The 14,158-nt window shown below is 70.8% G+C and carries 14 protein-coding genes and 1 pseudogene; 12 read left to right on the top strand and 3 right to left on the bottom strand.

The genetic code is table 11. From position 1 onward, the window contains the following. Nucleotides 1-23: 23 nt before the first annotated feature. Complete coding sequence (locus OIE40_RS14255; RefSeq protein ID WP_264703273.1) at nucleotides 24-761, top strand: hypothetical protein; 738 nt, start codon at nucleotides 24-26, stop codon at nucleotides 759-761. A 43-nt stretch (nucleotides 762-804) separates the two neighbouring features. Next, nucleotides 805-3,111: a prephenate dehydratase domain-containing protein gene (locus OIE40_RS14250; RefSeq protein ID WP_264703272.1), complete on the top strand. Its 2,307-nt coding sequence runs from the start codon at nucleotides 805-807 to the stop codon at nucleotides 3,109-3,111. A 10-nt stretch (nucleotides 3,112-3,121) separates the two neighbouring features. On the opposite strand, the gene OIE40_RS14245 is transcribed toward OIE40_RS14250, so the two are convergent. Further along, nucleotides 3,122-4,633, bottom strand: a complete 1,512-nt coding sequence (locus OIE40_RS14245) for a bifunctional phosphatase PAP2/diacylglycerol kinase family protein (protein ID WP_264703271.1) — start codon at nucleotides 4,631-4,633, stop codon at nucleotides 3,122-3,124. 239 nt (nucleotides 4,634-4,872) lie between these two features. On the opposite strand from OIE40_RS14245, the gene serS reads away from it, so the two are divergent. The 4 genes and pseudogenes from serS to OIE40_RS14225 form a co-directional block, all read left to right on the top strand. Next, entirely contained in the window at nucleotides 4,873-6,147 is a 1,275-nt protein-coding gene (gene serS / locus OIE40_RS14240; protein ID WP_264703270.1) for a serine--tRNA ligase, read from the top strand. A gap of 309 nt (nucleotides 6,148-6,456) precedes the next feature. After that, nucleotides 6,457-7,221, top strand: a complete 765-nt coding sequence (locus OIE40_RS14235; RefSeq protein ID WP_264703437.1) for an HAD family hydrolase — start codon at nucleotides 6,457-6,459, stop codon at nucleotides 7,219-7,221. 112 nt (nucleotides 7,222-7,333) lie between these two features. Further along, the gene (locus OIE40_RS14230) at nucleotides 7,334-7,594 is read left to right on the top strand and encodes a hypothetical protein (protein ID WP_264703269.1); all 261 of its coding nucleotides are present in this window, start codon (nucleotides 7,334-7,336) and stop codon (nucleotides 7,592-7,594) included. Beyond that, nucleotides 7,594-7,713 (top strand): annotated as a pseudogene (locus OIE40_RS14225) (peptide ABC transporter permease); the annotation flags it as partial. The gene OIE40_RS14230 and the pseudogene OIE40_RS14225, both read left to right, overlap by 1 nt. Nucleotides 7,714-7,897: 184 nt before the next feature. Here the strand turns inward: OIE40_RS14225 and OIE40_RS14220 are convergent. Next, complete coding sequence (locus tag OIE40_RS14220) at nucleotides 7,898-8,461, bottom strand: WhiB family transcriptional regulator (protein WP_264703268.1); 564 nt, start codon at nucleotides 8,459-8,461, stop codon at nucleotides 7,898-7,900. A gap of 216 nt (nucleotides 8,462-8,677) precedes the next feature. On the opposite strand from OIE40_RS14220, the gene OIE40_RS14215 reads away from it, so the two are divergent. The 6 genes from OIE40_RS14215 to OIE40_RS14190 all read left to right on the top strand — a co-directional run bounded on the left by OIE40_RS14215 (nucleotide 8,678) and on the right by OIE40_RS14190 (nucleotide 13,695). After that, on the top strand, nucleotides 8,678-10,015 hold the full coding sequence (locus OIE40_RS14215; RefSeq protein WP_264703266.1) for a DUF4921 family protein: 1,338 nt from the start codon (nucleotides 8,678-8,680) through the stop codon (nucleotides 10,013-10,015). Between the two features lie 66 nt (nucleotides 10,016-10,081). Beyond that, nucleotides 10,082-10,636 carry a DUF1707 SHOCT-like domain-containing protein gene (locus OIE40_RS14210; RefSeq protein ID WP_264703264.1) on the top strand — a complete coding sequence of 185 codons (555 nt, stop codon included), beginning with the start codon at nucleotides 10,082-10,084 and terminating at the stop codon, nucleotides 10,634-10,636. 216 nt (nucleotides 10,637-10,852) lie between these two features. Further along, entirely contained in the window at nucleotides 10,853-11,131 is a 279-nt protein-coding gene (locus tag OIE40_RS14205; protein WP_264703263.1) for a hypothetical protein, read from the top strand. Further along, nucleotides 11,122-12,042 (top strand): ABC transporter ATP-binding protein, encoded by a 921-nt coding sequence (locus tag OIE40_RS14200; protein WP_264703262.1) that lies wholly within the window; start codon nucleotides 11,122-11,124, stop codon nucleotides 12,040-12,042. Before OIE40_RS14205 ends, OIE40_RS14200 begins: the two co-directional genes overlap by 10 nt. Then, nucleotides 12,035-12,910 (top strand): ABC transporter permease, encoded by an 876-nt coding sequence (locus OIE40_RS14195; RefSeq protein WP_264703261.1) that lies wholly within the window; start codon nucleotides 12,035-12,037, stop codon nucleotides 12,908-12,910. The genes OIE40_RS14200 and OIE40_RS14195 overlap by 8 nt, the downstream gene beginning before the upstream one ends. Further along, nucleotides 12,907-13,695, top strand: a complete 789-nt coding sequence (locus OIE40_RS14190; protein ID WP_264703260.1) for an ABC transporter permease — start codon at nucleotides 12,907-12,909, stop codon at nucleotides 13,693-13,695. The genes OIE40_RS14195 and OIE40_RS14190 overlap by 4 nt, the downstream gene beginning before the upstream one ends. 6 nt (nucleotides 13,696-13,701) lie before the next feature. Here the strand turns inward: OIE40_RS14190 and OIE40_RS14185 are convergent, their stop codons facing one another. Beyond that, nucleotides 13,702-14,046, bottom strand: a complete 345-nt coding sequence (locus OIE40_RS14185; RefSeq protein WP_264703258.1) for a glyoxalase superfamily protein — start codon at nucleotides 14,044-14,046, stop codon at nucleotides 13,702-13,704. Nucleotides 14,047-14,158: the final 112 nt, after the last annotated feature.

Below are 14,158 nucleotides of genomic sequence, written 5' to 3'. Positions count from 1 at the left end.
CGTGCCTCGTTACACTCACCCGGGTGAGCACCGACCCCCGCCGACAGGGACTGGCCGGCGCCGGTCGCTGGCTCGTCGCGGCCGGTGCCGGCGTCCTCGTGGCGGTCGTCCTGCTGGGCGTCATCGGCGCGGTTGCCGGGCCGGTGTTGCCCGCGCCCACCGTTGCGGCGCCGACGCCCGGTCCGGCGTCCATGGTGCCGTCGAGGCCGGCGGAACGGGTGCTGGTCGACCCGCTGACCCACCGGCTCGAGGTCGAGCCGTACCTGGTCGGTGACCTGCCGGGCAAGCCGTTCGTGTTCGAATCGCCGACCTGGATGAAGGGCATCTTCGCCGAGGCGACGATCGGCGGGGTGACCGGCGACAAGGACTGGCAGGACACCCAGACCCTGCCTGCGGCGATCATCGTCGCCGACGTCGAGCCCAAGGCGGTCGTGGTCGGCGACCTGGCCGTGACCGGGCGCGGCATGGTCTTCGAACTCGGCACCCGGTTGTACAAGGCACTGGGCGACCTGAAGGTTAGCGAGCTGGCCTCCGACCCGGCCACCACCGTGGGCGACCTGCCGGCCCAGTGGGCGCACGGCGTGGTCAGCGGCACCCGCGCCGACGGCACCACCGAACGGGCCGAGCTGCGGCTGCTGCTGGTCGCGCTGCCGAACGAGCGGCACTTCGCCTACGTCGAGGTGCGGCCGGCGCTGCCCGCCGCGCAGCAGTACTTCGCCGCCATGGACGCCGCGGCGGCGTCCCTGCGCCGCGCGTCCTGACCCTCGTGGGGGAACCGCGGGCAGTTCTCCCTACACTGTCCCGGTGACCCAGACCCCCGCAGCCACGGACGCCGCGCGCACCGACGCCGGACCGACCCGGCTGGTGGTGGTGGGGGCCGCGGCCGGCATGGGTCGCTGGCTGTCCGACCATCTCTTCGCCGACCTGCCCTGGCAGCAGGTGGTGCTGGTCGACACCGCCGCCGCTCTGGCGCAGCTCGCCGGCGCCGCCGAGGCCTACCGCGGCGTCGACGTGACCACCGGCACGCTGGCCGAGGTGGCCGGCGAGCTCGACCGGCCGGGCTTCATCATCTGCCTCGCCGTGCCCGACCGGGCCGAGCGCGAGGTGCTCGCCGAACTGGACGCCGCGGTGCCCGGCGACGCGCCGATCATCGTGGTCGGCGCCAGCTTCGCCTGGACGATGGACGTGCTGGCCGCGGTTCCGGGCCGCACCGCCGTCGCGCTGCACCCGCTGATGGACACCGCGACCCGGTCGCTGGACGGCCAGACCGTCTGCGCGAGCGAGGTGCGGGGTGTCGCCACCGGCTGGCTGGCCGAGGCGATCACCAGCCGTGGCGGCCTGTACACCGTGCTGTCACCCGAACGCCACGACCGGATCATGACCTACGTGCTGACGATGACGCAGGCGTCCCTGCTGGGCTTCGTCACCGCCGTGGCCGACAGTGGGCTCGATCTCACCGACGAGCTGTGGGCGACCCGGACGCCGCTGTTCGAGGCGCTGCTGGGGCTCGGGGTGAGCGTGCTCGAGGAGAATCAGGAGCTCACCCTGGCGCACACCCACGCCACCCTCGACGGCGCCCGCGCCGGCGACGAGCTGGACGCCGCGGCCCGCGCGGTCGCGGCGGCGGCGGCGTCCGACACGTTGCCGGCCAGGATCGCCGCGACCCGCGACGCGTTCAGCGGGGCGCTGTTCGACACCGTCCGCAACACCGCGCAGGCGACGCTGGGCGCCGGGCAGTCGAAGCGGGCAGCGTTGGCCCGGGTGCGCAGGCTCGGCGGGCTGGTCGGGCTGCACCCCACCGGACGCCCCGACAAGCTGCGCGTCGGCCGGCTGGTCGAGCTGACCCCGGTCGAGCTGGTGCTGGAGGAACTGCTGATCGGCCCGCGCGGCGAGGCTGCGCTGCTGGCCGGCCCCGGCGTCCGCAACGCCGCCAAGCTCGGACGCCGCCGCAAGGTCGTCCGCACCCGGTTCGGGATCGGCCACGTCGAGGTGCTCGCCGAGGCGGAACTCGAGGTCGCCCTGGACGCCTGGCTGGCGCACCTGCGCCGCGACATCCGCTTCCTGGTGCCCGAATCGGTGGCCGGCGAGGGGGTGGCGTCGGTGATCCGCGAGCAGCGCGGGGTCGGCCAGGCCCGGCTGGTCTCCGAAGCGGTGCGCACCGGCCAGCGGGCCGTCGTGATCCGCACCGGCATCCGCGCCGACCTCGACGTCGACGAGACCATCGAACGCCTGCGCCGCGCCGTCGAGGTGGCCTACGCCTGGCCGCACGGCGTGGCCCGACCGGTGCACGCCCGTGGCCTGACACTGCGCTACCTGGGACCGCCCGGGTCGTTCTCCGACAGCGCGGCCCGGCAGTTCGCGGTCGGCCTGACCGGCTCGGGCGCCCACGACGTCGCGCTGGAGGCGGCCGGCTCGTTCGATGAGGTGCTGGCCGTCACCGCGGCGGGCGGGCTGGGCGTGCTGCCGATCACCAGTTCGGCATCGGGGCTGGTCAGCCGTGCCACCCGTGCCCTGCTGGCCAGCGACGCCCAACTCATCGCCGGCGGCGTGGTCGACGTCGCCGTCCGGTTCGACGCCTACGCCGCCGAGCCGCTGGTGCTCGCCGAGCTGAAGGGCGCGCCGGTGTTCAGCCACCCGCAGGCGCTGGCCCAGTGCGCCGGCTTCATCACCAGGTGGGGGCTGGAGCCGCAGCCGACGGCGTCCACCACCGACGCGCTGCTGCGGCTGGCCGAGGCCGGCCGCCCGGCGATCGCGATCGCGTCGTCGGGCGCCGAGGCCGACCATCCGTCGGTGCACGTGGTCGAACGTGAGATCGACGACCTGTCCGGGTCGATCACCCGCTTCCTGATCGTCGGACGCCCCGGCGTGTTCGACACCCACCGCGACGGGTCCGACCCCACGCTGCGCAGCATCGTGCTGGCACCCTCGGTGGCCTCCATCGCGCATCTGATCGGGCGCGGTGTCGGCTTCGACGAGTTGCTCACCGACCCCGACGGGCAGTGCCTGTGGGTGTCGAGCCACCCGGCGTCCGACCTGCCGGCCGGGGTGCGCGGCCTCGGCGAGGTGCCCTGGTCGCCGCGGACGCCGGTGGTGCGGCCCGCGCCCGGCTGAGCAGGCCCGCTCAGCGCTTCTCGGGCACCATCACGTTCAGGGTCTTCGGCACGATCCGGGCGTGCAGCTTGCGGCACTCGCCGGCGGCGTCCCCGTCGAGCTGGTACTCGACCGGCTCGGAGGTCTCGATCAGCACCTCGGAGCCCTGGCCGCGGTCGATCTCGGACGCCTCCTTACCCGGCAGCAGGACGCTGGTGGTGATCCGCAGCCAGTCGGCGACGCTGGCCGGCGACGCCACGAACAGGTCGAGCTTCCCGTCGTCGAAGCGGGCGTCCGGCAGCAGTTGCAGGTTGCCCTGCAGCGAGCCGACGTTGCCGACCATCACCAGCCCGGCATGCCGTTCCATCGGCTCGGCGCCGTCCAGGCTCACCGTCACGTCGAACGAGGGCAGGTTCGCGGCGTCCCCGGCGGCCACCACGTAGGCGGCCGGGCCGATGATCTTCTTCAGGCCGTCGTCGGTGCCGCTCATGATCCGGGCGTCCAGGCCCATGCCCGCCATGACCGCGATGTGCTCGGGGTGGTCGGCGTCGTCGATGGTGAGCTCGACCAGGTCGATGCTGTCCACCCGGCCGTGCAGCACGACGTCCAGCGCCTCGGACTCGTCCAGCGGCACGCCCAGGTTGCGGGCCAGCAGGTTGCCGGTGCCCGAGGGCAGCAGCCCCACCGGGACGCCCGTGCCGGACAGCTCCGAGCACACCACCCGCACGGTGCCGTCGCCGCCGGCCACCATCACCAGATCGACGCCGGCCTCGACCGCGGAGCGCGTCATGCTGCGGCCGGGGTCGTCGACGCTGGTCTCCAGGAACATGGGCGTCCAGCCGCTCTCCGAACAGGCGAACTCGACGTGCCGGCGGAACGCCGCCCAGTCGGGGATCTTGGTCGGATTGACCACGATCGCGCACCGTTTGGGCTTGTCGGACGCCGCTGCCGCGGCTTTGGTGGGCCGCGCGGGCTGCATGTGGACGCGGGTGATGGTGAGCGCCAGGCTGGCGGTGAAGCCGCCCAGCATGAAGCCGCCGACGATGTCGCTGAGGAAGTGTGCGTGCAGCAGCCAGCGGTCGAGCGCCACCAGCAGCACCAGGGCGACCCCCAGGTAGCGCAGGAACTCGATGACGCCACGCGGCTGCCGGGTCGTGGTGGTGACCGACACGACCACCAGGGCGGCGGTGATCGTCGCCACCATGTGTCCCGACGGGTACGACCAGCCGCTGCTGGTGATCAGGTCGCTGAGCGTGTCAGTGGGCCGCGGCCGCTGCACCAGGAACTTGACCAGTTCGTAGCCGCCCCAGCCCAGGCCGACGGCCAGCACGACGCCGACGGTGAGGTTGCGCAGCCGGCGCCGGTAGGCCCAGACCGCCACCCCGAGCAGGCCGGCGTACAGCACGAACGGGTGGAACACGATGGCCAGCGCGGCGGCGACCTGGACGACCGGGTTCTGCCAGTGCGGCAGCGGCGCCACGACGGCGTCCAGGCCGGTCAGCGCGCCGCCGTACAGCAGCGCCGTCCACACCCCGAAACCCACGCCGAAAGTGACCGTGGCAAGGGGTCCGACTCCGAGCCGCCTACTCCGCATGCGTCATTGTGGCACCCAGGACGAGGGCGTTTCGTCAGGGCAGCGTCGGATCGTCCAGGAAAATCAACCGAAGGGGTGGAGAGCAGCGACCCCGTGACGGTGGTGCAGAAGTCGAGGATCTGTGGATGGGCTCGCACCGACGCCAACCCCGGTCAGGACGGGGCAGCCGGGGCCGATAGGCTGAACCGGTGATCGACCTGAAGTTGCTGCGTACCGAAGCCGACCGTCTCCGTGCCGCGCAGGAGGCGCGCGGCGAGTCCGCCGAGCTGGTGGATCGGCTGGTCGAGGCGGACGAGGCGCGCCGCTCGTCCATCGCCGCGTTCGAGGGGCTGCGGGCCGAGCAGAAGACGCTCGGCAAGGAGGTGGCGAAGGCGAAGGGCGACGACAAGGCCGCCCTGATCACCCGCACCCGCGAGCTGGCCGGCCAGGTGAAGGCGGCAGAGGCGGCGGCGGCCGAGGCCGGCCAGGCCTTCGACGAACTGATGCTGGCGCTGCCCAACCCGGTCTTCGACGACGTCCCGCGCGGCGGCGAGGACGACTTCACGATCGTCTCCAGCCACGGCACCCCGCGCGACTTCGCCGCCGAGGGCTTCGAACCGCGCGACCACCTCGAGCTCGGTGAGCTGCTGGGTGCGATCGACATGCCGCGCGGCGCGAAGGTGTCGGGCGCCCGGTTCTACTTCCTCACCGGCCAGGGCGCGCTGTTGGAGCTGGCGCTGGTCAACCTGGCCATGGCGAAGGCCACCGAGTGGGGGTTCACGCCGATCCTGCCGCCGGCGCTGGTCAAGCCGTCGGCGATGGAGGGCACCGGTTTCCTCGGCCAGGCTGCCCAGGACGTCTACCACCTGCCGGCCGACGACCTGTACCTGGTCGGCACCTCCGAGGTGGCGCTCGCGGCCTACCACAGCGACGAGATCCTGGACGCCGCGACCCTGCCCCGGCTCTACGCCGGCTATTCACCCTGCTACCGGCGCGAGGCGGGCAGCTACGGCAAGGACACCCGCGGCATCTTCCGGGTGCACTGGTTCGACAAGGTCGAGATGTTCGTCTACTGCCGTCCGGACGAGGCGGACGAGTTGCACCGCAAGCTGCTGGGCTTCGAGAAGGAGTTCATCAGCGCGCTGGAGATCCCGTTCCAGGTGCTCGAGGTGGCCTCCGGCGACCTGGGGCTCAGCGCGGCGCGCAAGTACGACTGCTACGGCTGGATCCCCACCCAGGGCCGGTACCGCGAGATCACCTCGACCTCGAACTGCACCACCTTCCAGGCCCGCCGGCTGAACGTCCGGATGCGTACCGACGCCGGCACCGAGCCGGTCGCAACCCTCAACGGCACGCTGTGCGCGATGACCCGGACGATCATCACCATTCTGGAGAACCATCAGCAGCCGGACGGGTCGGTGCGCATCCCCGAGGCGCTGCGGCCCTACCTGGGCGGTCGCGAGTTCCTGACTCCGGTCGGCTGATCCAGCGGCGCGGTGAACCGCGCCTGCAGCCGGCACAACTAGCACGCGGCCACGTGCGCCCACAGGTAGCTGAGCCGTTGATGCCAGCCCTCCCAGCAGACGAACACCAGCCCGGCGGCGGTCAGCAGCAGCATGAAGGGGACTTTTCGTGGCGTCGTTGCCGCCCTCCAGCATGCTTCGCCGCCCGGCCCCACTTCAACGCCGAAGGCGGACGGGGGCGACGGTGTGGACGCCAGGTTTGCCGTCGGCGGCGTCGGCTGAAAGCCTGAACGGGCAATGGTGTACACGAACTCCGGATGGCGGCCCCGGCTGGTCGCCCTCGACATCGACGGCACCCTGATGGGCGGTGACGGCACGGTGCCGGACGCCGTCCGGGCCGCCGTGGCCGGCGTGGTGGCCGCCGGCGTCCCGGTGGTGCTGAGCACCGGACGGGGCTGGACCGGCACCAAGCCGCTGGCCGACCTGCTCGACCTGCCGCCCGGCCAGCACGTCTCGTCCAACGGGGCGGTGCGAGTCAGCTACCCGCCGCTGGAACTGCTCGAGCGGGTCACCTTCGATCCCGCCGACGTGGTCGACCGGGTGCTGGCCGAGCATCCCGAGGCGATGGTGGCGATCGAGGTGATCGGTGAGGGGTTCAAGGTCAACCGGCCGTTCCCCGAGGGCGAGCTGACCGGTGAGCTGGTCCAGGTCGAGTTGGGCGAACTGGTCGCCGAACCGGTGACCCGCGTCGTCGTGCGCGACCCAAACGCCTCCGAGGACGACTTCCTGCGGCTGGCGCACCGGCTCGGGCTGCAGGGGGTCAGTTACTTCATCGGGTACACGGCCTGGCTGGACATCGCCCCCGAGGGGGTCGACAAGTCCTACGGCCTGGCCGGAGTGTGCAGGGACCTCGGGGTGGACCCCGCCGACGTGCTCGCCCTGGGCGATGGCCGCAACGACATCGAGATGCTGCGCTGGGCGGGACGTGGAGTGGCGCTGGGCGAGGCCCCGGAGGTGGTGAGGGCCGCGGCCGACCACGTCACCGGGCCGTTTCTCGACGGGGGAACGGCCGAGGAACTGCGCCGCTGGTTCTGACGGCTATAACAGCTTGGGAACACTTCATCGACATCCAGTCGCGCTTACGTGATCGACCGCTAGCCCCGGGAACAGGCGGCAACCCGCTGCCCTCAGGGATGGGAATCACAACGTGACAAAGCTGAACACCCTACGCCGCGGCGTGGCTGTTGCGGCGGCGGTCACCCTGCTCGCCGGGTTCGGCGGCTGTGTGCAGAGCCAGCGGAACAGTAGCCCCGGCGCCTCCGGTGAGGCCGGCGGCGACACCAAGGACACGTTCGTCTTCGCGGCCTCCTCCGATCCGGTCATGCTCGACCCGGCGATGGCCAGCGACGGCGAGACCTTCCGGGTCGCTCGGCAGCAGTTCGAGGGCCTGCTCGCCGCATCCTGTTGATGGTGCCGGTGCTGTTCGGACTCAGCGTGCTGCTCTTCCTGTGGCTGCGCGCCTTGCCGGGGGACCCGGCCCGGGCGCTGCTGGGCGAGAAGGCGACACCCGACGCGATCGCCAGGATCAACGAGCAGTACGGCTTCGACAAGCCGCTGCTGCAGCAGTACCTCACCTACATCGGCGCCGATCTGTTCGGCCCAGTGGCACGACACCCGGTGACCCGGCCGAGTCGCTGGTGGTCGAGGCGGCGGTCCCCGAGTAGCCGCACGCAACTGGTGCGCCCCCGAGGGGGCGCACCAGTGGGGTGTCTCAGGCGACCCGGCGCTCGCGCGTCCGGGTGCGGCCCAACAGGGCCGCGAAGGCGTCCAGCACCCGCTGCATGCTGGGTCGCACGACCGCCAGCTTGTTCTCGGCCGGTGCGTTGCGGGCGCGCCGCATGTGCCGCTTCACGGTGGACAGCGAGCACCCCAGGCGCATCGCGAGCACCTCGAGGCTTTCGTGCGGGTTCGCCTGGCGCAGCCGGACGACCTCTTCGTGGTTGAGCTGGTGCGACCCGCGTACGACGCCGGCGAGGCTGTCCAGATCCTCGGGCTCGACGCGGACGCCGAGAGTGGCGCGGAGCTGCCCGCGCTGGGTTTCGGTGGTGCCCGCCACGAAACCGGCGACGTCGTGCTTGACCACGGCGTCGTAGAGGCAGGACTCGAACAACGGGCACTGGGCGCACGCGTTCGCGGCCCTGGCCTGCAGCAGTGCGGCCTGACGCTGGCGCGCGGCGTCCCCGCGGGCCCTGGCCGGCTCCTCCAGCAGTTCGTGCTGGAACAGCGCCGGATCCTCGATGCAGGCGGCGCGCTGGGCGCTGGTGCTATGCAGCATGTCGTACTCACTTCCGTGACTGGTCCTCATCGGGGTTGGACGCGGACAATCACGATTCGGTTGCAACTCCCCCGGAAAACCCGCCGAACCGTCCCTGGTGAGAACCTGTCGAGGGGAATCCGCTGCCGGCCTGCCCATTTGCGCGAGTCAGTCCCTGGCCGAACTAGCAGCGACGATAACCTGACCCTCACTACATGATCCAGGGGAGCACTACCCATGCAGGCGTTCCACCGGAAGCCGGAGTGGTTGTCCGTGATGGTGGACGGCACCGTCAAGCAACTCAACCCGTTCTCCGGCACCGAGGTCTGGACGGTCGCCGGACGCGGCAACAGGCCGCTGGGCGGTTCGCTGCCCGAGCCGTTGCCACTCGACCCGGAGGCGCACGGCCGCCACTGCCCGTTCTGCGAACAGCGCTACCTCGAGACGCCACCCGAGAAGGCCCGGGTGTGGCGGCGTCCGGACGGGGGGTGGCAGACGCAGTACGGCACCACCGCCGAGCAGTTGTTCAAGACCACCGCCGAGTTCCGGCGGGTGCCGAACCTGTTCGAGATCCTCAGCTACGACTACTGGCACGCCAACTACGGCTACACGCTGCCTCCGCGGGTGGCGGCCCGGAAGGCCGCCTACCTGGCCTCACCGGCGGGCCGGGCGCATGTGTTGGGGGTGGCCCGCACGAAACTGCTGGCGGGCGGCCGTACACCCGATCAGGTGGACGCCATGACCGAGGCCGAGCAGGTGGCCTTCGCGTCCGGCTTCTTCGGCGGCGGGCATGACGTCATCATCAGCCGCCGACACTTCGTAGACGGTGCGGTGGACAACACCCAACTGGCGGGCGCCGGAACGATGTCGGTCGACGAGCACGCCGCGCTGGTCGTCTTCACCGTCGAGTCGATCCAGGCGCTGCTCAACCTGAACCGCTACGCCCGCTATGTGGTGGTGTTCCAGAACTGGCTGCGGCCGGCCGGGGCGTCGTTCGACCACCTGCACAAACAGCTGGTGGCGATCGACGAACGCGGCGTCCAGGCCGAGCGGGCGGTGGCGATGCTGCGGGCGAACCCGAACGTGTTCAACGAGGACGCCGTCAACTACGCCGGCTACCGCAACCTGGTGCTGGCCGAGAACGACCACGCGATCGCCTTCGCCGGCTTCGGGCACCGGTTCCCGTCGCTGGAGATCTACTCCAAGAGCGCCGAATGCGACCCGTGGGAGCAGTCGCCCGAGGAGGTGCAGGGCATGTCCGACCTGCTGCACGCCATGCACGCCGCCACCGGGGTGGAGGTGCCGTGCAACGAGGAGTGGCACTACCGGCCGCTCGACGTCGACGTGGCCATGCCGTGGCGGGTGGTGCTGAAGTGGCGGATCTCGACCCTGGCCGGCTTCGAGGGAGCCACCAAGATCTACCTCAACACCCTCGACCCGTGGGCGATCCGTGACCGGATGCTGCCCCGGCTCGAGGCGCTGCGCGACGACGGGCGGATCGCCGCCGGCCTGCGGATCGGCGACGAGGCCGAAGTCCGGCCCAACTCCCTGCGCTACCACCGTGCCGGCGGCTGAGCCGGGCAGACGACGACTGCGCCGGCCTCGGGCAGAATGGTGACCGACGCCCCAGGAAGGAAGTGCATGTCAGAGCAGCAGTGGCAGAACCTGCCGATGCCGCCCGAGCGTGGCGGTCAGGGCTGGGACGGCTTCTCCGCCGACCCGCGCAAGACCAAGTTCCAGAGCCTGCGGGCCTCGGACGCCGACCGCGGCAACGCCGCGACGATGCTGTCCGCGGCACTGGCCGAGGGTCGGCTGGATTCCTACGAGTACGACCAGCGGCTCGGCCAGGTGATGAAGTCCAAGACGCTGGGCGAGCTGCTACCCATCCTCGGCGACGTGACTCCCGACCCGAAGGCGCAGGCCGCGGCGGCGTCCGTGGCGCGGCAGCAGAAGGCCGGAGAAGTCATCTGGGGGATGTTCCCGCGCTGGTGGCTGGGCCTGGCGTTGATGCTCAACGCGATCTGGCTGATGACCTGCCTGACCTCGGGACGGCTCATCTACTACTGGCCGATGTGGCCGATGCTGGGCACCGCGATCCCGATGATCATGGGCCTGATGGCGAACGGGGGACCCAAGCGCGCCGAGCGTACGGCGATCGAGTCGAGGCAGCAGCCGCCGGAGAACGACCTGCGCTGAGCCTGGACGCGCGCACGGGCCCGCCTGCTGGGACGGCGATTCCGGCGACCGGTATTCGGCGGCTGCCGGTCGAGGACGGGGGCGGCGAAGCCGATCCGTCCCCGGTGCAGTCTGCGACCCCGGTCATCGTCGGGGAGCCGGTCGTTGGTGGCTCCCTCGCCGTCGAGCCGGGAGCGTGGGAGGAGGGCGCCGCGTTCGGCTACCAGTGGCTGGCCGATGGTGTCGAACCTGGAAGCGGCGACCGGGCCGGAGCTGGCCGTGACCGCGGCCGAGCACGGCAAGCGGATAAGCGTCCGAGTCACCGGCGCCAAGGATGAGCCGGCGGACGTCACCGAGGAGTCGGCGCCGACCCTGCGGGTGGCGCACCTCGAGCGTCCGGGTATGGCCGGCGTCCCGGCTGTCCTCGAAACACGTGGGCACACGGGGTCATGGACCGATGAGCCCGCGGTTTTTTCCTGTCGGTGGCGGTTGCTAGGTTCGACGCCGTGCCTGTGATCGAAGCCCGCGGATTGGTCAAGTCCTACGGCGACCTGAACGCCGTCGACGGCATCGACTTCGAGGTCGCCGGGGGCGAGTCGTTCGGCTTGCTCGGCCCCAACGGGGCCGGCAAGTCGACCACGATGAGAATGATCGGGGGCACGTCGCTGCGCAGCGCCGGCACACTCACCGTGCTCGGCCTCGATCCCGAGACCCACGGCCCCGAGGTGCGGGCCAACCTGGGCGTCATCCCGCAGCAGGACAACCTCGACTCCGAACTGCGCTGCCGCGACAACCTGATCACCTACGGTCGCTACTTCGGGCTGCCGCGCAGCCATCTTGAGCAGCGAGCGGACGCCCTGCTCGAGTTCGCCCAGCTCACCGAAAAGGCCAACGACAAGGTCGACAACCTGTCCGGCGGCATGAAGCGGCGGCTCACCATCGCTCGCGGGCTGATCAACGAGCCGCGCATCCTGCTGCTCGACGAGCCCACCACCGGCCTCGACCCGCAGGCCAGGCACATCCTGTGGGATCGGCTGTTCCGGCTGAAGGAAGAGGGGGTGACCCTGGTCGTCACCACCCATTTCATGGACGAGGCCGAGCAGCTGTGCGACCGGCTCGTCGTGATGGATCACGGTCGGATCGTCGCCGAGGGATCACCGGCGCAGCTGATCCGGCAGTACTCGACGCGGGAGGTGCTCGAGGTACGGTTCGGCTCCGAGCGCAACGCGGCGGTCGTCGAGCAGCTCGACGGCATCGCCGAGCGGCTCGAGGTGCTGCCCGACCGCATTCTGCTCTACGCCGCCGACGGCGAGGCCACGCTCGACCGGGTCACCTCGCTCGGGCTGCAGCCGCTCACCTCGCTCGTGCGGCGGTCCTCGCTCGAGGACGTGTTCCTGCGATTGACGGGCAGGTCCCTCATTGACTGAAGACACCCGTCCGGCCCTCGCCGTCGCGGACTCCAACCGCCTCGCCTACTCGGGCGGAGGCGTGCCCGCCTCCGCACAGGCCCGGCGCGCCCGGCGCTGGGGGTGGTGGCTGTACGCCGAGTACCGGTTGGCGTCGATGCGCGCCTACCTGCAGACGATCGCGCTGCGGGCGATCGGGCTGCCCCTGCTCTATCTATCGTCGATGGGGCTGGGGCTGGGCGCCCTCGTCGACTCGGGCGCCGGCGGAGTCGACGGGGTGAGCTACCTGGTCTTCGTCGGGCCGGGGCTGCTGGTCTCGTGCATCGTGATGGAGGCCAGCGGCGAGTTCACCTTCCCGGTGATGAGCGGCTTCAAGTGGCAGAAGCACTACTTCGCGGCGTCCGCCAGCCCGCTCTCGCCCAGCCAGGTGGCACTCGGTGAGGTCGTCGCCGTAGGGCTGCGCTTCGTCGTCGAGTCCGCGGTGTTCTGGGGCTTCCTGTTGCTGTACGGGGCCATCACCGCGCCGTCCTCGTGGCTGATGATCGTGATCGCGCCGCTGGCGGCGCTGGCCTTCGGCGCCCCGCTGCTGGCGTTCGCCGCCACCCAGAACGACGAGGGCTTCCAGTTCTCATTCATCCAGCGGTTCGTGGTCATGCCGATGTTCCTGTTCGCAGGCACCTTCTTCCCGCTGGCCGCGATGCCGCCCTACCTGCAGTGGATCGGCTGGGTCTCGCCGATGTGGCACGGCACCCAGCTCGCCCGGGTCGTCGGCTACGGCATGCCCAACCCGCCCTGGCTGACGGCCCTGCACGTGCTGGTCCTGCTCGTGCTGCTGGTCGGCGGCACCTGGCTTGCCACCCGTGTCTTCACCCGCAGGCTGACCCGATGAGCGCCATGGCGGGCCTGTACGCGGGCAACGTTCGGGCCGTCCTCGAGCGTGGGTTCAAGGTGATCGGCAACCAGAACTGGGTGATCCTGGTTTCGGGCTTCTTCGAGCCGGTCTTCTACCTACTGGCAATGGGATTCGGGCTGGGCGGTCTGGTCGGTGAGGTGACCGGACCGGACGGGCGTCCAATGAGTTACCTGTCGTTCATCGCGCCGGCGCTGCTCGCCACCTCGGCGATGAACGGCGCCATCTACGACTCGACGTGGAACGTGTTCTTCAAGATGAAGTTCGCCCGCATCTACGAGGCGATGCTGTCGACCTCGCTGGGCCCGCTCGACGTGGCGGCCGGCGAGATCGCGATGGCGCTGTTCCGGGGGTTCCTGTACGCCTGCGGGTTCCTCGGCGTGATGACCGCGCTGGGCGTGGTCACGTCGTGGTGGGCGTTGGCGATGGTGCCGGTGGCCCTACTGATCGCGCTCGGGTTCGCGGCGGTCGGCATGGCTGTGACGAGTTGGTTCTCGACCTTCCAGCAGATGGAGCTGATCAACATAGTGCTGCTGCCGATGTTCATGTTCAGCGCCACCCTGTTCCCGATCGACATCTACCCGCAAGCCGTGCAGTGGTTCATCCAGGCGATGCCGCTGTGGCACGGCGTGGAGTTGATGCGGCAGCTGTCGATCGGGGCGTTCGGCGCGATGACGGCCGTGCACCTGGGGTACTTCCTGGTGATGTCGGTGGCGGGGGTCGCGTTCTGCACGATCCGGCTGCGCGCGCTGTTCCTGCGCTGAGGGTGGTCAGGCCGACTGGCCGACCTCCTTGGTGCCGACGCGGACGCGGTTGCCGTCGGGGTCGGTGACCTCGAAATCGCGGGCCCACGGGTGCTGCTCGATCTCGACCCCGAACTCGGCCGCCACGGCGTCCACGTCGGGAACCCAGACGAAGACCAGGGCGGGGCCGTCGGCGTCCGCGACGTTCTCGCTGAGGAAGATGTCGGCACCGTCGCGGCGAATGCCCATGAAGCGGTGCGTGGTGCCGCCGCCGTACCGGTGGGTGAAGTCGTGGCGGAAGCCGACACGCTGCCACCAGGCCAGGGACGCGTCGACGTCGCTCACTCGAAGGATCGGAACCACCTGGGTCATCGCGGGCCTCTTCCTCGTTGCCTTCGTCCATGATGCCGTGCGGGGTCGGCGACAGCGCTGCGGACCCGCCGGGTCGTCCGCACAGCGAATCGACAGACTCGCCGGTTCGGCG

This window comes from Micropruina sonneratiae, from assembly GCF_025972045.1.
GTDB classification, from domain to species: Bacteria; Actinomycetota; Actinomycetes; order Propionibacteriales; family Propionibacteriaceae; genus Micropruina; species Micropruina sonneratiae.
This window is presented reverse-complemented; position numbering and strand designations above follow the sequence as displayed.